The following is a 24587-nucleotide window of genomic DNA, read 5'->3' on the forward strand; positions in this document are numbered from 1 at the left end:
CTATCGCTCCCCCGGCCACCACGTCGATGGCGGATCGTCAGCCGAAATCTTGGTCCGCCGCACGCCACGAGATGGGTCCGCTTGTACGGATAACCCGGCACCTCCGAGCAGTCCTTGCATCGCATGTATCGCCCCAACTCGTGGATCGGTGTCGTCTTCAGCCTACGCACAACGTCGAGCGCGACAGTCTGATGCGTCTCGCGCCCGAGGCATTTAACCTCAAGGTAGCAGTACCCGGCGTTCAGGGCGTCGCCGAGCGCAGGCGAAGATTGTGCGGGTCCTTGGCGAGCATGCGCTTGTTCCGGTCGGCTTTTCGTCGAGCCTCGACAGCGCGCTCGGCAGCGGCGCGGACCGATACGCCGATTAGGTATTCGCGGGATTTGGTGCCCATACCGACCATCCAACCGGAACTGGAGATCGTGCAAACAATCAAAATCTTGGGGTGCGATTGAACCTGAAGACGCATTGAGCGGGGGTGTTGAAAGGCGACTCGGCTGGGAACGAGGTCTCACCCGGGAGAGTTGTCCTACCAAACCCGGGAGTGGAACAATGCGCACCTTGACTGAGGAGAACATCCGGACACGGGCCTATAAGCTTTGGAAGGCCGCTGGTGAGCCCAGAACGAAGTTGGATGCCTTTTGGTACCAAGCAGAGAGACAACTATTGGCCGAAAGAGCAACGAGGGATTCCAGGTCCCACGCGCCGAATTCCGCAGGTCGCCGAGCCGTTGGACGGCGGCGCGATATAGTTCAGACGGACGTTAGCTAGCGCTGGATCATAAAAGCGTGGCGGCGGGACTTACGGGGCAAGAGTACCCTTCACGAGGGGTAGCTGGGCCTCGACCGGAACGCCATAGACGGGAATGTGCTCACTTTCGTGAGCTACAAGGTTTACCACGCTCTTGCAGATCGAGCAGGCAAACCAGCGAAGCTGATAGTGCTCCGCAATTGGAGCGATGCCCGTTAGCTTGCGCTCGACATCGCAGGTTGTGCAAATTTGTGGCGTCAAGGGACGGACTTTTCCTGGTGTGAAGGGCCATCTTATCGACCAACCTATGGAAAGCACCGTTAACGTCGCAGGCCGTAAGAATACGGTCTCTGCCAGACCCCGATGTCGGCCCACCAATGCGCGACCAGAAACTCGCGCATCGCAGCGGCGAGGGCAGGGTGATTTCTTACTGTTCCGCCCCGTGGATATCACGCAGAACCAAACGCGTTTTCGGAACACCAGCCCGGAATGGAGAGCATCCTGGTCGCTTTCATGACCGGAGGGTATTGCGATGACTGGCACAATAACCCGCAAATTCTTTGAAGAGTCCGATTCCGCGATTGATGAGATCGTGGCCCACTGCGATGCCGATATGCGCAGCGCGTTAGAAGCTCTGCTGCTCATCAATGAGCACCTCGAATTGGAAAATCGCACGCTCAGTGCGGCGATAACCTTCCAGATCCCGCCGCCCAAAGTACCGTCCACTGACCTCGTGCAAGCTCAAGGGCGCGAGTTGACCTTCGGGAGCGCCTGCGTCAGGTTGGCCTAACAGTCTGACTTGGTAGGTTTGAGTTCATGAGCATCTTTGACAGACATCGCGGCACGTTAGTGCCCATCCATGCGGACAAGGCCAGTACAAGAGATTGGCTGGTTCTACTGGAAGCGGCCACCATTGTTGGCCATCAACGTGACAAGCTTCGGGTAGCTCTGACCACTCAGGAGCGAAAGCTGGTCAAAAGGCGTAGGCTGTTCGGCAAGCCGGAGCATTTTCTGGTCATAGATGGATATGATCCACGAATACACGCGCTCTACTTTTGTCCGCAGCTTTACAAGAACGAGGACGGCAGCCTTGTGCTGCTGACTGGGCCAGAAATTGGAAAGTTGATGGCTCAAGCCCTTGAGGGCGGAGCGATTGAGAAAGCCCCGTGGTACGAGCCTGCCGACAGCTTACCGAAGGAGCCTGTTATCAAATCTTCTCCCGGAATGGAGTTTGACAGTTTGGTTGTCGATGCGCCGAGCCCCGAAGCAAATAAGCCAGCGGCGCTCCGCGCGGTGGTAAGCACTGACAAGGCAAAGACCTGATCGCCCAGCGTTGCGCCGGTTCACGCGTCCCTCTGCTGATCGGACCGCGCGTTAACTCGGCCCCGTTGGCCCCTCAAATCTCCCAAGGGTACCTATTGGCGACTTTGGAGCTTCATTGGCCTGTCGACGTCCGTTGTTCGGGGGTACAGCGGACGCCGCAGTGACCGAGCGCGACTTCCGAGTTTGACCCATAGCCGAAGTCGCACCACTTCATACAACATTGACCATTCGACGTGTAAAGGTTGACGCGGTGAATTTGTGCAACGTAATGCTACTTCAGCGATCTAGTATTGTTAGACGCTGAACGTTTCCGGACTTCCATCAAGAAAATGAACCCTGTCTTACGCCTTGTTCGAAACTATGGCATTGCGCTGATCGTTGTCGGGGCTTTGATCTGGTTTCCATTTACCGGGTTCTTCCTAACGATCCTGACAGGCGGGTTGTTGCCTTCTCTCATCTGCAACCTTTTCCTAGTTCATCTTATGTACTTAGCCTGCACGAGAAGAGCCTCATTCGGATGGTTAGCAGTACCAATCGTCTGCTACAGCGCATGGCTTAGTTGGGTCACTTGGCAAAATAACGCTGCCTCAGACGAAAAGAACAAGCTTGAGAGCGAGAACCACCTAACAGTGGCTACACCGCCGAACGCAACGTTGGTGTTTCCCGCAAATGAGCCAGACACCTTGGCTTTCCTTGCAAGGCGACACCTTGCTCCCCCGGTACGAGTGTTCTTCGGCCCGACTGAGCTTTGCTGCTCCACCGAGCGCCCCTCGGCGCCACCAGCCGACGCGATTGTTTTCCACCAGCTCGAACGGCCTGATCTTAGTACGAAGTCTGGGACGTTTCGCTATCGCTACGAATTGACGCAAGGTGTTTCGCCGACAGGTGATCCTGTGGTCGGCCATTTCAATCACGGATGGTTGCAGGCACCCGTGTGGGCGCCGGTCTTTATCGCGGGCTGCTTTCTCATCGATCAGCCTCCCGCGTGGAAATGCGTTATGTCACCGATGCAGCGCAGGGTCCCGGTTGGCGAGACCGGATACGCGGATACCTATGAACGCGCGTCAGGAAAGAAAGACCCTGTTATCGCGACCCTCGCCAATATGTTTGGCGCTAAATTTATAGAGGGTGAGCCCTGAGCGTTGAGCGTGTGTCGAATTTCTCGGACCGGTATTCCTCGTTCAATAGCTTCCGCTTCTGGCCCGTATGAGACGTGCCGACTGGCTCTCACGATGTCTGTTGTCAGAGGTGAACCGGAAGCGGTCAGCCCTCGTTAGAATGACGCGATCGACCCGTAACTGACATTGCGGTTGACCGTCGCCGCGCCCGGCGTCGGCCTAATTCATGGCGACCTGGCGAGCGTGAAGGACGTAGTTTGAACGACACGGCGCTGCAAGCCTCCCTAACATTTCGGATTTCGGCCATTATGTACTCGACCTGTTGAGGTCGCCAAGCAGGGCCGACGTCATAATGGTCTGCGCAATTCCCAGCATTGATGCCGGCGTTTAGATAGTCGTGACCGCTGACCATGCAGATTTTCGCGCTCGGTATCGAAAGGACGCGAATTCTATGGTCGAAAAAGTTTCGGCTTTCTACCATCCGGACCAGATCAAACTGCGCTTGCGATAGGTCAAGATGATACTCGCCGTCCACAGCTGCTCCGCGTATATCTACGTCAAACTCGCAGGGAGCCAAGCGCTTGATTGTGGTCGTCGTCGGACGCAAACCATCCACCTGCGTTGTCGAGTGAAGAACACTATCATTCTGCGTCGTAACGATGTGGGTATTTTCGTTTTCTAGCAATCCACCACCTAGAGCGAGCCAAAGGATCGAGTCGAGGAGAGTTTCCGCGTGCGTAACTCTCACGTCTGAAAAGAGAAGCCCGATTGTCGTGAGGAAAACTGCCGTAAGCGACCGCCAGTACCTGATAGAACATCCAGCGCAGTCGTGCGCGTGCTCAGACTTGTTATTGACGGGCCTTCTCATCACTGAAGATATCCCGTTCACGGCCGTCAATGGCTCCCGATACGTTGAATACGTGACAAGGATCGCCTGCGCCCCATTCGCCTATCACCCCATAGCACGTACTAGTTGCGCAATTTGCTGGCCACTCCGGGCGATTTGCAGCTCGACATTAATTGAGCGTTAATCGAGTCGTTTTGAGAAATTGCTGATCCGATCCTAAACGAGTCTGTTTTTGGCCCAAATGCGAAGTGCGGGCGGCCACTGAGACGGTCCGCTTATCAGGGTAGACCGGAAGTGTCTGGCCGACCTCCCAAACGACTCTGTTGACCCATAGCAGAAACCACGCCTGTTCATTCAGGATTGAGCATTTGACCACGCTATCCGGCATAGGAGGTTGAAATGCCGCGTATTCGCTCGTTCAATACACCAAGATCAAGCGACCGATGGGTCGCTGAGGAACGAAAGGCAGCGTTTATGTGGACGGTGAAGAATGGTCTCATCTCCGCGAGAGGGGGCGCGTTTGAGCGTTTCTACGTCGAGGACGAGTATGGTACGAAGCTCATCTTTCTCGGGTTGGTTGGCCGCGTCGAAGACGCTCAGGAGGAGTTTGAGTACAGGCGAGGAGACTTGTCGTTTGAAGTCTTAGCGACACGTGTCGACACCAACTCGAGAACCGTTCGCGACTACTATACTGTATGGCTTGGAATGGCGTTCAAGGGGGTTTCTCGCAGGCTGTCGGCCGACCAGCTAACTCTAGATTGGGCCCGCACCATCGCTCTGGACATCAAGGGTGCGTTGCTAGTCTGGGTGTATCGGGGCGCCGTAGCTGATGCTCTCTCGTGCCATTCACCGGCACATGACGTCGCTTTTGTGATGAAGCAATGGGATCGATGGGACGCTGGCATGGAAGATCGTTGGCCATGAGCCACGATGACGGTTTCCGCTTGTGGCCGATTCTGTTGAAAAAGACGGCTGTTGCGACGCAGGGGTATCAGTGATTCAGTCTGTCTAATTGGCAGGACTGAAGATCATGATGGGGCATCGGCAAGTCGAACAGGCTGCGTTGTTCTATGAGTTCTCGCTCGAAAGGCATATCCCCAGCGACCACTTGCTCCGGTCGATCGATAGATTTGTCGACCTTGATCAGGTCAGGCAGGAGCTGGCGCCTTTCTACAGCAGTATCGGTCGACCTTCGATCGATCCCGAGCTCATGATCCGGATGCTCTTGATCGGTTACTGCTTTGGCATCCGATCGGAGCGGCGACTGTGCGATGAGGTTCATCTCAATTTGGGCTACCGGTGGTTCTGCCGGCTCGGCCTGGATGGGACGGTGCCGGATCACTCGACGTTCTCCAAGAACAGGCATGGCCGCTTCCGGCAGAGTGATCTGTTTCGTCGTGTGTTCGAGAGCGTCTTGCGCCGCTGCATCAGGGAGCGGCTGGTCGGTGGGGACGGATTTGCAGTCGATGCGAGCCTGATCAAAGCCGATGCCAATCGACAGAAGGGGATCGAAGGTGACAAGGGGCTTCCGGCTGAGGCTACTGGACGAGCCATCGATGAGTATCTGGCTGCCCTCGACGATGCCGCCTTCGGCGCAGCGACTGAGGTTACCCCGAAGTTTGTGTCGCCCTCCGATCCGGCGGCGCGCTGGACGGGAGCGCACGGCGGCCAAGCCTTCTTCGCCTACTCGACGAACTACCTGATCGACATCGAGAATGCGATCATCGTCGATGTCGAAGCGACAACAGCAATCCGGCAGGCTGAGGTCTTGGCCGCCAAGCGCATGATTGAGCGCTCGCTCGAACGGTTCGATCTCTATCCGAGCCGACTCCTTGGCGACAGCGGCTATGGCTCGGCCGAGATGCTCGGATGGTTAGTCTATGAGCACGGCATCGAGCCACACGTCACAGTGTTCGACAAGTCGGTCCGCACAGACGGGATATTCTCGCGCGAGGACTTCACCTATGACCACGCAGGTGACGTGTACCGCTGTCCCAGCGGCAACGTACTCACCACGACGGGAACGCTGGTGAATGATGGCGCCACGATGCTTTACATGGCCAGAAAGCGCGATTGCGATCGGTGCGCACTGAAATCCCGGTGTTGCCCCAAGCAGCCTTCACGGAGGGTGCCGCGCTCAATCTATGAGGGCGCTCGCGACATGGCCCGCCAGATCGCAGGCTCGTGGGAAGGAGGCACCTCGCGTCGGCTCCGCAAAAAGATCGAGATGCTGTTCGCGCACCTCAAGCGCATTCTCAGGCTCGACCGTCTACGTTTACGAGGCCCAAACGGAGCCCGAGATGAGTTCATCCTCGCAGCCACCGCCCAGAACCTTCGAAAGATGGCCAAGCTGATCCCGATGCCCACTCCGAGGCTCGCATAAGAACAGCCGGAGCCGTTCGCCTGCATCAGTACTCGTCATTGCGACGAATTACTTCCGGTCTTTTTCAACAAAATCGGCCCTTTTGAGACCTTCCGCAATGTCCATTGTCCGGTCGCTATCGGGGGACAAGCGGACTTAGCGCCGACACACCAAAATCGCCGCGATTGACCCCTTGCAGACATTGCGGACTCGTTCCCGCGTGAGGGGACGAGCCCACATCTCAGGGTTGATTTAATGTGGCTGCCATCCGGTGACACATCTCGAACTGATAGCCAAGCCCGATCCCGTTGCTATAATAGCAGTTCATTGATCGCACGAGATCGGCGAGCGCGGTGCGAATGCCGGGCGCGAGGCTGCTCCGGAATCCGGCGGCTTTACCCGCCAGATCGACGGCCAGATCGGTCAGGGCTCCCCGTTGCCTTGAGCTCTCGGAGATTGGCAGGGGCTCCATCTGGGAAGGACTTTCACCCCGGTCGATGACCGTCGAAATGTCCTCTTTCTCGTCCTCTATCTTTTCCGTCATAAGTCACACAATATCATATAGTTGTGTAAAATGCAGGTTGATTGAAGCCCGTCAAAATGTCCGCTTTAAGGTCCGGAAACACAACGATTTTTTTGAGGGCTGGCCTGTCCAGAGAATGCGTGGGACCGCTATTACCGCTGACATGGAAAGTCGGCCAATGACCGCGGAGATCTTCTGGCATCGACGCAGCTACGAACTATTCCTGGGCATGCAGGCCTTTGCTGAATTGATGCTGGAGCCCTTGACGCCTTTCGTCGCGCCTTGCCACCTTTCATTTTAGCGAGACAGGAGATGGCGTCGGTTGGCTATCCGACCGTGCGCGCTTTCTGAACTTGCGGGGCTTCTTCGATGGTTTTGATCGTTTGTATGCGGCCTTTACTCTGGAGGGCCTGCTCGACAACCCTGCGGAGTTGTCCGCCCGCGCTGCCGACTTTGTCGAACAGGGAGGGAACGTGAGAGTCAATAGGGCCTTGGCAACGCTCCGGGAGTTCGGGCTTGGGAGCCTCCCCGACTGACGCAGAAAGGCATGGCATTACCCACAGAAGCCAAACCGAGCGCGCCGCGTTCGACCGCGCCTTTCATGTTGGAGAATGTCGGGCCAGTCTGGACCGATCCAAGCTCGCTGCGATGTAAGGCCCGCAAAACTGGACGTCGCCGGATGCTGCGGGAGCTTGGCATCATGTGACAGCGTGGTGTTTGGTCCGATCAGCCAGATGTGGCGGGAGGTGAGAAATGTCAGCCCGCCGGCAAACAGCTCTGACAGCCGAGCCGGCTAATTCTCCGTCCGGTTGGCCGGCACGATGATCCCTCGTGTGGCCAGGCAGTTTAGCACCGTATCGGCCAAGCGTTCCGGCTGCTGGTTCAGGGTTGTCAAATGGATCTCCGGCGCGCTCGGCGCCTCGTACGGCGCATCGATGCCGGTAAAATTCTTGATCGTGCCTGATTTCGCCTTGGCGTAGAGCCCCTTCGGATCGCGCCGCACGCATTCGCCGATCGGCGTGTCCACAAAGACCTCGATGAATTCGCCGTCGGCCACGAGATCGCGAACCATGTCTCGCTCGGCCTTGTAGGGCGAGATGAACGAGCAGACCACGAGCAAGCCGCTATCGACCATCAGTTTGGCAACCTCGCCGGCGCGGCGGATGTTTTCAACCCGATCGGATTCGGTGAAGCCAAGATCTTGATTGAGACCGTGCCTGAGATTGTCGCCGTCCAAGAGCATGGTGTGATACGACATCGCAAACAGCTTCTGATCGACGAGATTGGCGATGGTCGATTTGCCCGCGCCGGAAAACCCGGTAAACCAGATGATGCACGGTCTTTGGTGCTTGAGAGCGGCGCGCTCCTTCTTGCCGAGTGAGTGCGGCTGCCGGGCTATGTTGGCGGCACGCCGCAAGGGGAAGGCGATCATGCCAGCGCCGACGGTCCGGTTGGTGTCGCGGTCGATCACGATGAAGGAACCGGTGCGTCGATTCGCTTCATAAGCATCGAAGGCTGCCGGCAGTACGGTTGCAATATTGCAAAAGCCGATTTCATTGAGGCTCAAAGTGCGGGCTGCCACGTGCGCGCCGGTGTTGACGTCGATCCGGTATTTCATCGCGGTGATGCTGCCGGACGCAATCGATTGCGTGCCGATCCGGAAGGCATAGGACCGGCCCGGGACCATGTCCTCCTGGTCCATCCAGATCAGGTGGGCGGCAAACTGATCAGCGACCTCCGGTCGTTCCGTCGGCTTAGCGATGATATCTCCGCGGCCGATGTCGATCTCGTCAGTCAGCGTAATGGTCACCGCATCGCCGGCTTCCGCGCGCACAAGGTCGCCATCGTACGTCACGATCTGCTTGACGCGCGAATTGCGTCCCGATGTCGGAACGACGATTTCGTCGCCGACCACAATGCTGCCGGAGACCACCGTTCCAGCGTACCCGCGGAAATCCAAATTCGGCCGGTTCACCCATTGTACCGGGAAACGGAAGGGCAAGCCGGCCGTCTCGGACTGGATGTCGATATTTTCGAGATAGTCCAACAGGCAAGGGCCGCGATACCAGTCGGTATTGCGGGACAGGCTGATGATGTTGTCGCCGTATCGTGCGGAGATCGGGATAGCCGCGATCGACGTGAAGCCGAGGTTCGAAGCGAAATCGACATAGTCGTCCACCATTCGATCAAACACTTCCTTGCGGTAATCGACCAGATCCATCTTGTTCAGGGCCACGATCACGTGCCGGATGCCCAAGAGCGAGCAAATGTAGGAGTGGCGTTTGGTCTGCACCAGGACGCCTTTGCGCGCATCGATCAAGATGACCGCGAGCTGGGCGTTGGAGGCGCCGGTCGCCATGTTACGCGTATATTGTTCGTGACCGGGCGTATCGGCCACCATGAACGATCGGCGCGGCGTGGTGAAGAAGCGATAGGCGACATCGATGGTGATGCCCTGTTCGCGTTCGGCCTCGAGTCCATCGACCAGCAGGGCAAAGTCGATATCATCTCCGGTTGTGCCGTGCTTGACGCTGTCGCGCGCAAGGGCCTGCAGCTGATCCTCATAGATCGCCTTGCTGTCGTGCAGAAACCGGCCGATTAGCGTCGACTTTCCGTCGTCCACCGAGCCGCAGGTGATGAAGCGCAGCTGATCCTTGCTGCCGGTGAAGGTGAGCTCTCGCAGCGCATCAATATCCATTCAGAAGTAGCCTTCCCGCTTCTTTTTCTCCATCGATGCCACTTCATCGGTATCGATCAGCCGTCCCTGACGCTCGGAGAGTGTCGCAACCTGCATTTCCGCAACGATGTCCTTGATGGTGGCGGCGTCAGACTCGATGGCGCCGCTCAGCGGATAGCAACCAAGCGTGCGGAAACGCATCGTCTTAAGCTCGGGCGTCTCGTCAGGAGCCAAGGGCAGGCGCTCGTCATCCACCATGATCAGAGCGCCATTGCGATGGACCACCCACCGCTTTTGCGCGAAATAAAGCGGCACGACCGGAATGTTCTCCAGCATGATGTATTCCCAGACATCGAGTTCCGTCCAATTCGAAATGGCAAACACGCGCATCGTCTCGCCTTTTCGGCTGCGCGTGTTGAAGAGATTCCACAGCTCCGGCCGCTGGTTGCGCGGGTCCCAGACATGTCCGTGCGAACGGAAGGAGAAGATGCGCTCCTTCGCCCTGCTTTTTTCCTCATCGCGCCGGGCGCCCCCGAACGCCGCGTCAAAGCCGTAAAGGTCGAGCGCCTGCTTGAGCGCGTCTGTCTTCATCACCTGCGTGTGCAGCGTCGATCCGGAATCTATCGGGTTGATGCCGCGCTCGATCCCGTCCTGGTTCACATGAACGATCAGGTTGATGCCGAGACGCTGGGCCGTCTCGTCGCGAAAGCTGATCATCTCGCGAAACTTCCAGGTCGTGTCGACATGCAGCAGCGGAAACGGGACCTTCGCCGGATAGAAAGCCTTCTGCGCCAAGTGCAGCATGACGCTCGAATCCTTGCCGATCGAATAGAGCATAACGGGCTTACTAAATTCGGCAACGACTTCGCGCATGATCTCGATGGACTCGGCCTCCAGCCGCCGCAGATGGCGCGGCAGCGTGCGCGTCTGTGGTTTGGTGATATTTTGTGCGTCCATTCTGAACATCTGCGGTTCCCCGCGCGGCAAGTCGCCGTTTCGATAATCTAACTTGCCATAGCTCATGGTGCCGCTCTCAGGGTCCGTAACGTTGAACAGCATTCACGCCGATTATCCGCGCGAGCTTTCGAAACTCATCCAGATCAAGTGTCTTGCTTACGTGTAGCTTTCGTTTCCGTGCCACGCCGATGGATCGAGAACGGAAAAGTAGAAAAGTTGGCACCAGGAACGAAGCATGGACCTGAGTGCTCGAAGCCATTGGTTATGAGATGAGGAGATCAAGATCAACACCTGAAGCGGCTGTCTCTATTCAAATTCTGGATGTGCTCCATCGAAACAATCGATTTTACCAGTTGTACGAAATGGCGGATAACAAACGCTCAGTTGGAGAAATAGACCATCAGGCCGGTTTCCATCGTATTCATGTGAGCGTCGTCTCAGATAGCGGTCGTCGGTTCTCGACGCGCCTGTCATCGCGCAGCTTTTCGACGAACGTCATCCGGCGAACGGCATTCAATTGACGTTTTGCAAAAGGCTTTGTGAAGAAATATTGACGCCGCTGTCGACTTGCCTACGCGCAAGTGTTGGGCCGAATTGCCTGAAGCGCATTTTCTATAGAGCAGTCAGCCGCGACAGCACGCTGTGTTCGTCATGGATATCAGCCTGCTCGTGGCCAAGGTTAACGGCGAATGCCCTCGCCGTAAATGAACCGCCGGTAGCCCTCCTTCTGCCGACGGAAGCTGGTGCGATGTCTTGTAGCATCGCTCCTCCCAGACTGAACTTCGCCGGCCCCAAAAGGGTCGGCCCTTTTTTATGCGGCCGGATCCATCTAGCCCTCAGTGGGTCAGGGCTCGCAAGCGAGCTCAACGCCTTTGGGCGAGCCCTTGGGACGCATCTGTCCATTCTAGCCAAGACCAGACTATCTATGGCTGGAATCGTATAGCGATCCGCCTTTGTATCCATGTCGTGGATACATTCGATCATAACAATCGGTTTTACCGATCGACTTAACGCTGGATATTCAGCGCGCCGGTGAATTTGGAACTGAGACGCCGCAGGTCGTCAAGGCCGATTGTCGATTGATGAGGCAGTCGGCCAGCCCTGCGCAATCGGCTGGCCGGCAGGTCTCAATCTTCAAATTCGCGTGCCAGAAGGGTGCATGAGGCAGCCACGTCGGTTGCTTGGCTCATCCATCAGATGCGCAACGCATCCTCTTCGAAGAAGACATCGCCTTCGAGTAGGAAGCAGTCTCCGGAAAGAAGCGCATCGCGCGCCAACCAAAGGGAATAGGCGCTGCCGGTGCGGTCGAAGACAGACGATTCGACATAATCGATTTCGAGCTCACCAAAGCGGCTGCCGCAGGCATACTGAATAGCGTCCTTGCGGTAGCCAACCACAATTGTGAATTTTTTCCACGCCGAACGCTTCCAAATTTCGCAGAGCGATATGGAGTATCGGCGTTCCATTGACCTCGACCAGCGGCTTGGGCCGCAGATCGGTCAGCGGTCGCAAGCAGGAGCCGAAGCCCGCGGCGAGAATAACGGCTCTCTTGGGGGCACTGGCGGTCATTTCATTCCGCCTCGTGGTTGTTGAAAATCGCGTCCTCACGCTAAGCTTCAAGAATTTAGATAAGCCGGCTCCGACTTCCCCAAGAATTTAGTTCCGCTTTTACAGAGTTGCGGTCAGGCGCCGCTGGGCTCGTGCGAGCAATTCGAGATCGCTGCGTAGGAGAGCCGGACCCCGGCGGGACGCGAAAAGATGTACCCGAAAACTATTGCGACATTGGCATGCATCAGCAGCGCGCTGGCGACATCATCGGTACTCAATCCGTTGGCGGACCGTTGCAGGTCATCGAGCTCTGAAACTGTCGATAGCCTGCGCGCTCGCGTGTCACCAAGGTGGTGCCGTGATTGATTCCTCAGCACAAAGTCAATGTGCCAAGTTGCGATCAAGACTGGCTTGCCGACGGCTACGACAATTTGACCCAGGATAGCTGTCCAACAGGGCGCGGGGATCAGCACGTCGCCCGCGGGATTCAAAGGAGCCATCGTCGGATTGCCGCGCATCACTGCCGTTTCGTCTGCCGACCAGAGTTGATCGGTCTCGGCAGAATTCCTGCGAGCAAGGGAGGCGCGCAACTCTGTCAGACCAAGCGGGTCAGTGCAGCTGTGGCATGTTTGATTCCTTGCGGCGATCGTGCTCGCGCGCGCCATGGCACAAGCTAGCCTAGCTCCCGAGTTTTCGCGAAGTCCGATCGATGATTCTTGCCACTCGTGGCAACTGCCTTAGCAGCAGTCCTCGCCACAGCGGTGCCCGACGATTTGAACAAGGACTATCCGTTGCCCCAGCACAAGCGCTCCCAACCGGTCCACGATCTCGCTTGTGGTTGTCCACTGCAATGTGGAGTTTACGGGCTACTTGAAACACAGACCCCACATCTCAGGAAAGACGGATCATCGTTCGCGTTGGCGTTTCTCCAAAAGAGGAATGAGCTTGTGGGCCTTCGTCGGTGACTGGATGATTGTTGAGATGGGAGATCGGGCCGAAATATTGCGCCAATCGACAGATCGGTCGCGTAAGAGCTGTCGCGGCAATCGATCGTAAGCCCACTTTCAGGAGTAAACACCTGTACGCCGCTGATAAGTGCGGTTGAGTTTGTTGGAGCGGCAGCAGGTTGCATTGCGGTGGTCTTTCGAGAATGAGTATGTTGCAGTGCGAACGAGACGTCATAGCGGTCGGTTCAGGCGGGGTGAAGATTAGGCGCTCCCGCACGGGCGAGTTCGTCGTACCTGAAGAGTTGGAACACCTCGTCAAGCGTCGCAATATTCGGCTCAATGCAGGCTGTGGTCTCCTCAGTGAGGCTGCGATGGCAGACCTGCCGCATTGCTGCCATTGCGGCTCGCATGGCATGGTTGGCCCAGATCACCGTGGAGACGCGGGCTTTACCATACGCCGAGACCGGTGTTCGATAGCATTTCGTTGGAACGATCACGACGGGCAATCTGTTCTGCCAGGCGTGTACGAACGAAAGGACCTCGTCCGCAGTGCTCTTTCGCGAGTGGATGAGGATCGCATCGGCATCCGCATCCGCGTAAGCATGGGCACGCGAAATTGCTTCGTCCATTCCATGGCCGGCGATCAGCGCCTCGATCCGGGCCACGAGGACCAAGTCTTCTGCGACTGTATCCTTCACCGCCCGTACGGCCAGAGAATTCACCGGTATCGGCGAGGGGATGCCGCTCGCCAGGGTCTTTCAATTGCCCCCTCTCGTCATGCGCTTCCATGAGGAAGGAGAGTTCGCTGCTGGAGCAGATCTGAGTGTGCAGCATTTGTGACGATGAGGAGTCAGCGGATCGATCAGGCGCTTTGACGAGAACAGATTGTGATTGGTTGTGCATGGTGAGTGCCTGCGTGTGCTGTTGACCGAGCAACGGTCATCTGTGAGGTGACATGTTTCTGTCATCTAGATCAATTGCGTGGATTGGTAGTCGACCGGGGCGCACAATTATTGCGCCTTGCTGTAGATCTGCAGTAATCGTGGCTAGGCCCGAATAATCACGGGATGTACGATCGTTGGTGACGACGGTTGAAGAACGCGCGCGTGGATGCTGGTCCATGCCCTGATCAGGTTCATCCCTTGCATCGTTGGCCTTGCAATCCTCCGCGCGGTCTTGAGGCCGCACGAAGCGCGCCAGCAGTCTCGGTGCGGTGCAAGTCGCGCCTGCCGATTTCGTCAGGCCAGACGGCATTGGCCGACTGAAGCCAAAAAACGTCGTCTCTGGGCTAGACCAAGTCGATTTTGTCTGGTGTCTGACAGCTGCACGAACCTCTGTCGGCTTGAGAGCGCGCACCGTCATTTGGCCGACCTCACCTTCTCGTGCCCAATCAACGGCTTAAATTGAAGATGCCATTGGCACGACCGTTGCTATTGAAATTAAGCAATATTGATTGGCTGAGCGCACTAGATCCGTAAGACGACCGATGCGCTCCTTTGCTTGAGCCCGCATGCCTTGTTCCTGAGAGAAAGTCGGCACGTCCTCAAATGCAGTCGAGCGCACGAAGAGATTTTCCTTTTGTTCGAGCCCAATCGGCGCATGAGCCAGCCGTTGGGCTCTCACCAATGCGGCCGAGCGGGCAACAATGCTTGCGCCACCGGCCATTCCAATGGGGCGCTTGGATGCCAACTTGTGGTGGCAAGCAAGCCTGAAGGTGTGGAATGCATCTCATACTCGAAATCCTCGGAGAGAACGCCGAGCCCATGGGCCGCAACGCAAGACAGGCGTTTGGACCGGATGGGGGCTCCGTCGGACGCGGGAGCGGCTGCAACTGGCGGATTCCAGATCCAACCAATACGCTGTCAGGACACCACGCGCTGATCGCATTCAATGGCACCGGTTTCACGATCACCGATACAAGCACCAATGGCGTCTACATCAACACCGTGGACGCGCCACTGGGACACGGCAATACCGCGCCGTTAGCCGATCGCGATACACTATACATGGCGAATTACATCATCTCAGTGATGATCGAGAACGATCCTGTCGAGGAACGTCAACAGCTCGGCTTGACGGGCTCGAAAGCGGTGCCCCTCGGCCGTGCAACGCGGACGTTGCCGTCGCCTTCACTCACCCAGGAGTCCCCAACTGCAGCTCTTCCGACCGCCGGACAGTTGGGCTGCGATGCCAAACTTCCTCTCGATCCGCTAATGGTGATTGGCCCGCGCCAGTCCTCCTATTCAGCTGCCCAATGGGAGCCGCACGCACCTCATCCGGCGTCCTCGCTCAGCAACGGCGTCGGCGCTGTCGATCCGACACTGGCGGATCTTCCTCGGCGGCTGTCGAGCGTGGCCACGACTGCGATGCCGTCCTCCCACACCCGATCGGAAAATATCGGATCGGGTCCGTTGTCGTCGGTCGACGCTCCATTTGTCGGTTCATCGCAGCCGCTGCCTTCAGTACCCTTGAATGGCGTTGGCGGACCGTCGAATGGCTTTACTGTGCCAATTGTTCCCGAAGATCTTGATCTTAGCGATCTGTTGCCGGGAGCGGTCTCGTGCGGGATGCCATTGGTGCTACCGCAGCGGACAGATGCGCGCCTTGATGAGTCGGACGAAGCGCTGCAGATCACGTGCAAGCGGCTTGCTCCTTCCCCGACGACCGATCTCGGGAGATTATCTGATCCTGGCACGTCGTCCCCTCGAACCGATGAGCTTGATCGGTTGGCGAGCCTGAAGGAGGCTGCTGCGCCGCGCGCGGTTGGCGCTCCCGAGATGAGCAGCGAGACAAGGAGCGGGGCTTCGCCGTTGCCTGCGGCCTCTCCATCCGACGCAGACGAACTGCAGGCGTTCTGGAATGCTCTCGGGTTTAATCCGGAACTTGTGCCACCAGCGCAGCGTCGAGAGTTCTTTGCCGAACTCGGCCGTGCGATCGCCGAGATGGCGAACGGGCTGCATTCGATACTGGCGGCGTGGGCCATGGTCAAGAATGAGTGCCAGATCGGACCGGCGCCGACACGCGCTGGAAACGACAACGCATTGCAGTTCGCGAAGAGCGGGCATGCCCTGCGCGAGGCGCTCGCAAAGGATCACGGATTCCTGCTGCTCTCCCGGTCGGTACGTGCAGGCTTCGACGACATCAAGGCGCATGAGGTTGCGGCCATGGCGGCAATGAGAGGGGCGGTCAGCAATGTGCTAACGCATATGAGTCCTCAGCGTATCGAGAGCGACGGTGCAAACCGCGGTCTTTTCGGCGCCTGCGTCAACAAGGCCAGGTTGTGGGACCGATTTGTGGAACTGCACGCATCAATGGTCAGTGACATTGATCGAACTGCTCGCTCCTATATCGCAGAAGAGTTTACTCGAAGCTACGAGATGCAACTCACCGCACCTGCCCTGAATGAAGGGAAGACGGCGTAATGGCGCCGCCGAGCAACGTCCAGCGGTTGTCCGTTATTGGCGGTGCGTTGCTGGCGGCCGCTGCAGTCAGTTGCTCGACTGACAAGAGCTCTAAGACGACGCCGATCAGGTTCGTGATCGAGGCCGATGAGCTCGTCAATCCAAACACGCACGGCAACCCCTCTCCAGTTGTCATCCGTATCTATGAGCTGAAGTCAACGACCAGTTTCACGCAAGCGCAGTTCTTTGAGTTGTTCGACGATGACGCCAAACGCCTCGGGCCCGATCTGGTGGCTAAGCGCGAGGTCGAGCTGACGCCAGGCGACACAGTCGATTTCGAGCGTGACACGCCGATCGAGACTCGAAATGTCGGCGTGATCGCCGGCTTCCGCTCGGGCAACGATGCGCAATGGCGCTCAACCGCCGAAATCAAGCCGAATCGTGACAACAAAATCTCGGTAAAGCTGACTGCGCAGGCCGTCAGCATTGAGGAGGAGGCTAGCCGAAAGTGGTGGAAAATCTTCTGACCGGTCCGTCGTGATCGCAGCGGCCATCCGACAGATGCACCTTTTGGAAAGTCAGCGAAGAGGCCCGTGAAATAGTGTCTACGACAAGCAAACCGATCTGGTCCGAAGGCATGTTGGTGCGGCCGCAGCACTTTCAGCAATATGACCGCTGGATCGAGCAACTGGTCGAGAACCGCGTTGCTGGTCTGGTCGGCTATGGCTGGGGCATTCGAAGAATTGCCTTTGATCGTAATCTTCTGCCGCTTGGCCAAGTCGCCCTTACCGAGCTTGAAGCCATGATGCCCGACGGTACGGCCCTTCATGCGCCGGAGCATGTCGGCCTTCCGATCGGACGAACCCCTCCGCCCGCTGCGGAAAACCTGCTGGTCAAGATCGCCGTGGGTACACGGCGGCCGGTTAGCAGCGGCGTTTCTTCTGGGGATGCACTCGCGCGCCGCTACGATCAGGAGGTCTTTAAGGTCCGGAATGCGAGCGCGCCGGAAAAGGCGCCAGTCGATATCAGGGTTGCGTCGCTAACAACACACCTCATGTTCGACGGCGAGGAACAAAGTGATCTGATCACGCTGCCTATTGGCCGGATCCGTGACGTCGATCCGGCCGGCGCGATCACTTTATCCGACACCTACGTTCCGCCGGCCATAGACATTCACGCAGTCCAGCCGCTCATCGCGCTGTTGAACGAAGCCCGATCGCTGTTGCGATCACGCGCAGAAGCCCTTGCTGCGCGCGCGGATCCCTCACGCGCGTCGGTAGACGGAGCAGGACTGATTGATCTTGTCGCTTTGTCGATCGTGAATGGCGCTGAAGCGATCTTCGACCATTTCGCAGCAACACGTGGGCATCATCCTGAAACCCTCTTTCGGGCACTGCTCGGCCTTGCAGGGCAGCTGTCGAGTTTTGCCGGCGACCGCCGCAAACCGCAAGAGATGCCTCCCTATCGGCATGAGAATCTCGAGAGCTGCTTCACGCCGTTGGCTGATGTCCTGCGTAAGCTGTTGTCTGTCGTGTTGCAGAGCGCCGCAATATCGCTTCCGTTGCAGGACCGAGGCTACGGCATCCTGATCGGCCTGATCACCGATCGTACCTTGTTCCAGGACTCTCGGTTCGTTCTCGTCGCTGTTGGAAGCGTACCGGCCGAGACATTGCGCAACCAGCTTCCGGCGCAGATGAAAGTAGGCTCGGTGGAGCAGATTCGGGACCTCGTCAATCTTCAGCTCCCCGGTGTTCCGATTCGTACGCTCGCCGTGGCGCCGCGCGAATTGCCTTACATCCAGAATGCCGTCTATTTCGAGCTGGACCAGTCGGCGGAGCCGTGGCGTATCCTGCCGCGCTCGGCGGCCTTTGCTTTTCACGTCAGCGGTGACTACTCGGATCTCCATCTCGAATTCTGGGCCATCCGTGGGAAACGTGCGTAACGGGCTCGACACATGGATGAACCAACAGTCATTGGACGCAGGCCAGTCGGTCCGACCCGCAACACTCAATGCTGGCGATCCTCCGGCTATGTTCCACCGAACGTGGCCGCGCCGACCGGCCCTCACCTGCCGTCGCCTGTATCTGAATCCGATGACGTATGGGCGGCCAACCATTCCGAGATGGTTGTGCAGGGTCTCTTCGAGCCAAAGGCGGTGGAGGACGCCTTGGTCGCGGCCGCGACGCCGCTCCTTTTGATCGTCGCGCAGCTTCGCATGATCAACAATGCCGATATCGGCGTGCTGCGTCGCGGGATTGTCAAGCAAATCCGTTGCTTCGAGGAGCGTGCCGCCAAAGATCAAGCGGGCGGCAGCGATGTAGCAGTCGCCCGTTACGTGATGTGCGCGCTGCTGGACGAGGCGGTGATGACCACCCGTTGGGGCAGTGAAAGTACCTGGAGCGACAACAGCCTGCTCAACCAATTCCATAACGAGACCTGGGGTGGCGAGAAGGTCTTCCAGATACTCGAACGCGTCCAGGTAAAGCCGGGCAAATACCTCACGTTGCTTAAGCTCATCAACATCTGCTTGTTGATGGGGTTCGAAGGCAAATACCGCGTGGTGGAAGGGGGGCGCGAACGGCTCGAAGACCTGCGTTCCGACGTTCAGCGTCTGATGCGGGACTATACGAGCGCACCACCTGCCGAACTATCGAGCCAATGGCGCGGCATCAAAGCACGTACGGGCGTCCGTCGCTACGTGCCATTGTGGACCATCTTTGTCGCCGCCGCGGTTGTTATGCTGACCGGCTACAGTTTCTTCCATTGGCGCCTATCGGACGAACTCGCGCCGGCCGAGCGGCAGCTAGTCGTGATCGGCCAGTCTCGGCCACGGTAGGAGAGGTGCTGGTGTTTGGCGCTCAATTCGCTGTACTTTGTTCGGCCCGAAGCATCATCACGCTGATCGCCTTGTTGGTGGTCGGCGTGTTCATCTGGTTCGCCGCCCCTTACCTTGACCTGTTCGGTCAACATCCGTTCGTTTCGGTGACTGTTCGCGCCACCACAATCGCCTGCCTCTTCCTGGCGGTCGTCGTCACCATCCTTGTCCGTTACTGGCTAGCGCGCCGCGCTAACCGGCGTGTCATCAAGTCGCTGATGGAGAGCGAAGGCCTCGCCACGACCTCCAAAAATCGTACCCAGGAGGAGGTCGAGCTGATCCGCAGACGCTTTGAGGACGCGCTGAAGGTCCTGCGCGATACGGTGTTCGCCGGCAAGCGCGGACCAAGCTATCTGTTCGAGTTGCCCTGGTACGTCATCATTGGGCCATCGCGCGCCGGCAAGACAACGGTCCTGCGCAACTCGGGCCTCGAGTTTCCGCTGGCCGAACGGCTCGGCGTCGACCCGGTGGCCGGCGTCGGCGGCACGCGAAACTGCGACTGGTGGTTCACCGAAGAAGCAGTCTTCATCGACACGGCAAGCCGTTACACGACACAGGATACGGATGCCGAGGTCGATCGCGCAGCCTGGCACGGCTTTCTCAATCTTCTCACGATTTATCGACGCCGGCGGCCGATCAACGGTATCTTGGTTGCGATCAGCCTATCCGATCTTTTAATGGGCAATGCAGAGGAGCGCAGGCTCGCCCAGTCGATTCGTTCGCGGATACAGGAGCTATTGAACACGTTTGGCATGCGCATTCCGGTCTATGTTCTGGTGACCAAGTGTGATCTCGTGCCTGGCTTCGCTGAATATTTTGACGATCTTGACCATGAGGGCCGCGCCCAGGTCTGGGGCAAGACCTTTCCTCTCGAGGGGCCAGGCGATCACATCGACGACGTCGTAATCCTTGCGATCGAGGAACTTGCCAAGCGGCTCGAGGGCAAATTGGCCTTTCGCATGCATGACGAACGCAACCTCAACCGTCGTGCAATGATGTATATGTTCCCGAAAGAATTGTGGAGCATCCGGACCGCGGTCGCCGCCTTCGTTAGCGAGGTCTTCCGGCCGAGCCGTTTCGAAGTGCGACCAATGCTGCGCGGAATCTACTTTACAAGCGCCGCTCAGGAGGGAATGCCGATAGAGAAGATGAGCGGTGCAGTCAGAGGGAGTTTCGGTCTGCGCGCAGCCCCGCCTAGGTCGTCAGTCGGGCCGGGAAAGACATTCTTTATCAAACAGTTGCTGACCGATGTGGTCTTCGCCGAGCAGGGACTGGTCGGCCGCAATCTCAAGCTCGAACGCAAGCTCGTGATGGTGCACTGTGGTGGCTATCTCGCGGCCGTCATGGTGGCGGTAACCGCATTGACTCAGTGGTACGATGCTTTCGCCCGAAGCGAAGCGCGCTTCGCTGAAACCAAGATGGCCGCACAGACAATGCAAGTGCGCCTCAAGGAAGTGCGCGAGCCGCTGGACCTGAAGAAGCTCTTGCCGATCCTCAATGCCGCGCGCCAGCTGCGTCTGGCAGCCGGCGAGAGCACTTGGTACGAATGGCTCGGTGGCCTCGGGATTTCAGCGACCCCGGTGCTCGCGCCAGCTGCGCAACAAGCCTATGATCAGATTCTGGTCGACCACCTGCTGCCGGCTTTTGCTGGAAGGCTTGCCGTTCGCATCGACGGGCTATTGCGTACTGGCAATGATACTCTGCTGGATCAGGCCAAGGAAGTGTTCCGCACGTATTTAATGCTGAGCGATCCGCGGCATTTCGATCCCGGCAAGGTCGAACAGGCTGCGCGCAGTGAAGTAGCGCTTGCGTTTGCGCTCGATACGACATCAGCGGGCGAACTGAAGGAGCATTTTTCGCGCCTCATCGAGTTGTTGCCAAAGCCCATCACGAGTGACCAGAAATTCGTGATGGCGGTGGGCCTGCGGCTGATGGAACGTCCCCTCGTCGAGCAGATCTACGCCCGGCTTTTGCGCGAAGGTGCTCAGAACATGCGGCTCCGGCCAATCGACCTGGTTAGTGTGTTGGGCGCCGGCCAGCTGGAGATAAAGCTCCAGGCTGTTTTTCCCGCCATTGGTCGGCAGGAGTCACCTTCTTCGGGGGGCATTGCGATCATCCCGGGCATCTTCACACGGGATGGTTTGATCGATTTCGTGCTACCGCACCTTCCACTCATCGTTCAAGGCGAGCAGAGCGGCGACTGGGTCCTTGCCGGCAGCTCGTTCGACGCGGCGGATACACAACAGATCGTGCGCGAGGTCATCGATCGTTATGTCGCCGATTACATTCGCATCTGGACCAGCGCGCTGAGCGGCGTCCGCGTCGTCAAGTTCGACGATATGCAGCGCGCTTCGGCGATCCTGCGTGGGCTGGCCGGCCCGGAAAGTGCACTTCAGCAGATCATTTCCCTCGTGCGCGACAATACGAACCTGCCGCCGCCCGGAGGGCAGACCGCGGCCAAGGCGGGTGAGACAACTTCCGCCACGTTCTTGGCGGCATTCGGCGACGCCCCGTGGCCGGGAACACGGATCACCGAAGCCTTCCGGCCTTTGGTCCAGTTGGGCATAGGCGGGGCCTCCGGGCAGGCGGCCAGCATGGATCGCATCCGCGATCTTTTCGGCGGCCTGTATGTCACGACGGCCAATATTGCGACCGCTCCGGATCCCGGCCAGGCCGCATTTCAGCTCTTTCAGCGGCGCGTCAAGGATCCGAGCAACGATGTCTTCGGTACCTTGCGCGCCGACTCGGCGCTACGACCCGAGTTGGTCCGCACCATCATGAACGACATCGCGCTCTCGACATGGAGCGTCTTGCTTCAACAGGCACACGGTTACGTTAATGCTGTGTGGACGCGGGAAGTGGTGCCGGTCTGCCAGGCGGGCGTCCACCAGCGTTATCCATTGTTTGCGGCCGCGACCGAGGATGTAACATTAAAGGACTTCGGCGACCTCTTTCGACCTGGCGGCATCCTCGATGATTTTTTTCAGAAATACCTGTCGCCATTCGTCATCGAGCGCAGAATCGGCCTTGGGCTGGCGACCATCGACGGTGTGGCGGCGCCGATCCATGCCGATGCCCTGACCCAATTTCAGCGCGCGCGACAGATTCGCAGGGCCTTTTTCAGCGGCGCGGGCTCCGCACCGGCCGTGAAGTTCAGCATCAAGCCAGTTTATCTCGCCTCGAAACTTCTGCGCGCGGCTTTTGTCATAGATGGCAAGGAGATCCCCTATCGCCACGAGGCGCCCCGTGCCTACGACCTCGAATGGCCGAGTCGAACCGAGGCAAGCACGGCCTCCGTCACCCTTGCTTCCGTGGATGGAACTGAGGAGAAGGTTGAGCGCTCGGGCCCTTGGGCTCTCCTTCGTCTCATCGACGCCTCGCGGCCTTCCTCACGTGGTGCTTCCGACCGTTTCACCATCACGATTGGTCGACCTGACCGGCCCGACGTGATCTATGAACTGCGGGCGGAGAGTGTGAGCAATCCGTTCAGCTTGGACGTCCTTCGTTCGTTCCGATGTCCGGATCACCTATGATAGGAGCGTCGTGAGGTTCTGTTCGGCTTTTTCAGGGGGAGGCGGGCACATGCCACTGGCGGCACCTTGGCGCGAGCGGTTGGTTCGGCCGCGACGCTTGTGCGCCGTCCCCTGCTGGCGACGAGTGAGCTACGCGACACGTTCCAGTTACGCTGCAACCAGATCGAAACGGCGATTCCGTATCGGGAGCTCAATGGATTATTGGCGGTCGACGTTCAGACGGGCAAGGGTCCTGCCTTGCGCTCTTGCGAAACGGGCTACCGACGATGCGAGTGCGATCGTCGAATGCTTGGGCGAGTCTGCATTGTGAGTGCTGCTCCCTCGGGATACCTGCTCGGCGGTCGTTTCGACCTGGTAGAGGTCATTGGCGAAGGCGGCACCAGCACCGTCTATCGAGCGGTTGATCGGATCGGCCTGTGGGCCCGTGAACAAAGTCCCGAAGTGGCAGTGAAGCTCATCCAACCACATGCGAAGATGCGTCAGAAATTAGTGCAGTTGCTGCACCGCGAGGCGCGTCTTTTGCGTGACTGCGTACACCGGAATTTGGTGCGGATCTACGATTCCGACTACGACGGCACGTACCATTACCTGGTCATGGAGTTCTTAAAGGGCCGCTCGCTAGCGCAGATTCTGGCCGATCGTCAGGGGCGGCCGCTTTCACCCTCTGTGTCCTTTCATATGGTTTGCGCCGCCGGGCAGGGCCTTGCCCACATGCACAGCCTAGGTATCGTTCATGGTGACCTCAAACCAGGAAACATTTTCATGACCTCGACGGGCGAAGTCAAAATTTTGGACTTTGGGACAGTCCTCAAGCCCGGCGTTTCGCCGCAACGCGACAGGGCCGCGGCTCTGCTCGACGAGATTGGATTGTTGACGCCGACTTATGCGTCGCCAGAGATGCTGATGGGTGAGCCACGGGCGGAAAGCGATGATGTCTATTCTCTCGCAGTGGTCGCCTATCTGGCCTTGACAGGCACGCACCCGTATGCGCGGTGGCCAGCCGACGAGGCACTCAAGGCAAATCTCACACCGGAGGCGCCGCCGACTATTTCGCCGGCGCAATGGAGGGTGCTCGCTTCGGGCCTTGCCCTCAACCGCCGCCACCGTATCAAGACCGTCGGTGAGCTCGTCCAGCGTCTTGCCCGTCCGCGCTGGTTCTACCGATGGCGCGGTCGGCGCATGCCGTTGTTGTAAAGCGAGACTAAGCGCCGCTTATTGGTGGCCTTAGACGCTGTTATGACCGCGGTTCTCTAGCTTGCGCCGGAGCGCAACTTGGAGGCCAAGTCTTTCCTCGTGGCCAGACGTCCACTTGCCCGCGCAAAGGGTCAACCAGGTAAAGCCTTTCGATGCCATGGATCGAGACGGCTCCGTGCCAGCGGACAGCTTCTATGCGCCGGAGTTTTGCCCGGAATGGGTTGAACGATCGACTCGATAGCGCAAACTGTGAATCAAGAGGAAGGTTGGGCCGGGCGATGCGGCGTCAACCTCGCCAATGCGGCAATAATCACCCGGGAGCAAAACCAGGCGCCTTGATGTTCGGTCACGATCGTACCCCAAAGTGGGACGCTCGCTTTCGGACGCCGCTCGAAATATCTAAGTCAGACATTACAACCTCATCGGTGGTCGCGTCGGCACAGTCTTTGCTGATGAGAGGCTTAGTCATTCTCATTCACATCGGAGATGGATATGTCAGGCACCCGAGGGAATTCGCGCATCTCCCAATTTTGGA

At 58.2% G+C, this 24587-nt stretch carries 19 protein-coding genes and 3 pseudogenes; 14 read left to right on the forward strand and 8 right to left on the reverse strand.

Going from position 1 to position 24587, the window contains the following annotated elements:
* Window positions 1-391: pseudogene (locus tag ACP2YO_RS14045) on the reverse strand (hypothetical protein).
* Between the two features lie 158 nt (window positions 392-549).
* Here ACP2YO_RS14045 and ACP2YO_RS14050 point away from each other — a divergent pair.
* The 6 genes from ACP2YO_RS14050 to ACP2YO_RS14075 all read left to right on the forward strand — a co-directional run bounded on the left by ACP2YO_RS14050 (window position 550) and on the right by ACP2YO_RS14075 (window position 6418).
* Window positions 550-768 carry a DUF2934 domain-containing protein gene (locus ACP2YO_RS14050; RefSeq protein WP_426441365.1) on the forward strand — a complete coding sequence of 73 codons (219 nt, stop codon included), beginning with the start codon at window positions 550-552 and terminating at the stop codon, window positions 766-768.
* A gap of 511 nt (window positions 769-1279) precedes the next feature.
* Complete coding sequence (locus ACP2YO_RS14055; protein ID WP_426443553.1) at window positions 1280-1537, forward strand: hypothetical protein; 258 nt, start codon at window positions 1280-1282, stop codon at window positions 1535-1537.
* A gap of 26 nt (window positions 1538-1563) precedes the next feature.
* Window positions 1564-2070 (forward strand): hypothetical protein, encoded by a 507-nt coding sequence (locus ACP2YO_RS14060; protein WP_426441366.1) that lies wholly within the window; start codon window positions 1564-1566, stop codon window positions 2068-2070.
* Window positions 2071-2360: 290 nt separating this feature from the next.
* Complete coding sequence (locus ACP2YO_RS14065; protein ID WP_426441367.1) at window positions 2361-3209, forward strand: hypothetical protein; 849 nt, start codon at window positions 2361-2363, stop codon at window positions 3207-3209.
* 1225 nt (window positions 3210-4434) lie between these two features.
* Window positions 4435-4959, forward strand: a complete 525-nt coding sequence (locus ACP2YO_RS14070) for a hypothetical protein (RefSeq protein ID WP_426441368.1) — start codon at window positions 4435-4437, stop codon at window positions 4957-4959.
* Between the two features lie 106 nt (window positions 4960-5065).
* The gene (locus tag ACP2YO_RS14075; protein WP_426441369.1) at window positions 5066-6418 is read left to right on the forward strand and encodes a transposase; all 1353 of its coding nucleotides are present in this window, start codon (window positions 5066-5068) and stop codon (window positions 6416-6418) included.
* Window positions 6419-6638: 220 nt separating this feature from the next.
* Here the strand turns inward: ACP2YO_RS14075 and ACP2YO_RS14080 are convergent, their stop codons facing one another.
* A complete protein-coding gene (locus ACP2YO_RS14080) occupies window positions 6639-6941 on the reverse strand; it encodes a hypothetical protein (protein ID WP_426441370.1) in 303 nt (100 codons plus the stop codon).
* Between the two features lie 157 nt (window positions 6942-7098).
* Between ACP2YO_RS14080 and ACP2YO_RS14085 the strand changes: the two genes are divergently transcribed.
* Entirely contained in the window at window positions 7099-7221 is a 123-nt protein-coding gene (locus ACP2YO_RS14085) for a hypothetical protein (RefSeq protein ID WP_426441371.1), read from the forward strand.
* Between the two features lie 492 nt (window positions 7222-7713).
* Here the strand turns inward: ACP2YO_RS14085 and cysN are convergent, their stop codons facing one another.
* Both cysN and cysD read right to left on the reverse strand, forming a co-directional pair.
* On the reverse strand, window positions 7714-9618 hold the full coding sequence (gene cysN / locus ACP2YO_RS14090; protein ID WP_426441372.1) for a sulfate adenylyltransferase subunit CysN: 1905 nt from the start codon (window positions 9616-9618) through the stop codon (window positions 7714-7716).
* Window positions 9619-10554 carry a sulfate adenylyltransferase subunit CysD gene (gene cysD, locus ACP2YO_RS14095; protein WP_426443185.1) on the reverse strand — a complete coding sequence of 312 codons (936 nt, stop codon included), beginning with the start codon at window positions 10552-10554 and terminating at the stop codon, window positions 9619-9621.
* A 245-nt stretch (window positions 10555-10799) separates the two neighbouring features.
* On the opposite strand from cysD, the gene ACP2YO_RS14100 reads away from it, so the two are divergent.
* Window positions 10800-11075: a hypothetical protein gene (locus tag ACP2YO_RS14100; RefSeq protein ID WP_426441373.1), complete on the forward strand. Its 276-nt coding sequence runs from the start codon at window positions 10800-10802 to the stop codon at window positions 11073-11075.
* A 678-nt stretch (window positions 11076-11753) separates the two neighbouring features.
* Here ACP2YO_RS14100 and ACP2YO_RS14105 read toward each other — a convergent pair.
* From ACP2YO_RS14105 to ACP2YO_RS14120, 4 genes and pseudogenes are all read right to left on the reverse strand, one after another.
* Window positions 11754-12123, reverse strand: a pseudogene (locus ACP2YO_RS14105) (sugar phosphate nucleotidyltransferase); the annotation flags it as partial.
* Window positions 12124-12236: 113 nt separating this feature from the next.
* On the reverse strand, window positions 12237-12767 hold the full coding sequence (locus ACP2YO_RS14110; RefSeq protein ID WP_426441374.1) for a hypothetical protein: 531 nt from the start codon (window positions 12765-12767) through the stop codon (window positions 12237-12239).
* Between the two features lie 527 nt (window positions 12768-13294).
* Window positions 13295-13799: pseudogene (locus ACP2YO_RS14115) on the reverse strand (isocitrate lyase/phosphoenolpyruvate mutase family protein); the annotation flags it as partial.
* A 648-nt stretch (window positions 13800-14447) separates the two neighbouring features.
* Window positions 14448-14714: a hypothetical protein gene (locus ACP2YO_RS14120; RefSeq protein WP_426441375.1), complete on the reverse strand. Its 267-nt coding sequence runs from the start codon at window positions 14712-14714 to the stop codon at window positions 14448-14450.
* 56 nt (window positions 14715-14770) lie between these two features.
* On the opposite strand from ACP2YO_RS14120, the gene tagH reads away from it, so the two are divergent.
* From tagH to ACP2YO_RS14150, 6 genes are all read left to right on the forward strand, one after another.
* Window positions 14771-16471, forward strand: coding sequence for a type VI secretion system-associated FHA domain protein TagH (gene tagH, locus ACP2YO_RS14125; RefSeq protein WP_426441376.1), 1701 nt, complete (start codon window positions 14771-14773; stop codon window positions 16469-16471).
* Window positions 16471-16977: a type VI secretion system lipoprotein TssJ gene (tssJ, locus tag ACP2YO_RS14130; protein WP_426441377.1), complete on the forward strand. Its 507-nt coding sequence runs from the start codon at window positions 16471-16473 to the stop codon at window positions 16975-16977. Before tagH ends, tssJ begins: the two co-directional genes overlap by 1 nt.
* Window positions 16978-17051: 74 nt before the next feature.
* The gene (tssK, locus tag ACP2YO_RS14135) at window positions 17052-18392 is read left to right on the forward strand and encodes a type VI secretion system baseplate subunit TssK (protein ID WP_426441378.1); all 1341 of its coding nucleotides are present in this window, start codon (window positions 17052-17054) and stop codon (window positions 18390-18392) included.
* Window positions 18393-18404: 12 nt separating this feature from the next.
* On the forward strand, window positions 18405-19286 hold the full coding sequence (icmH, locus tag ACP2YO_RS14140) for a type IVB secretion system protein IcmH/DotU (protein WP_426441379.1): 882 nt from the start codon (window positions 18405-18407) through the stop codon (window positions 19284-19286).
* A gap of 11 nt (window positions 19287-19297) precedes the next feature.
* On the forward strand, window positions 19298-22858 hold the full coding sequence (gene tssM, locus ACP2YO_RS14145; RefSeq protein ID WP_426441380.1) for a type VI secretion system membrane subunit TssM: 3561 nt from the start codon (window positions 19298-19300) through the stop codon (window positions 22856-22858).
* Between the two features lie 66 nt (window positions 22859-22924).
* Entirely contained in the window at window positions 22925-24052 is a 1128-nt protein-coding gene (locus tag ACP2YO_RS14150; RefSeq protein WP_426441381.1) for a serine/threonine-protein kinase, read from the forward strand.
* Window positions 24053-24587: the final 535 nt, after the last annotated feature.

The organism is Bradyrhizobium genosp. P (assembly GCF_049949265.1).
Taxonomy (GTDB): Bacteria; Pseudomonadota; Alphaproteobacteria; order Rhizobiales; family Xanthobacteraceae; genus Bradyrhizobium.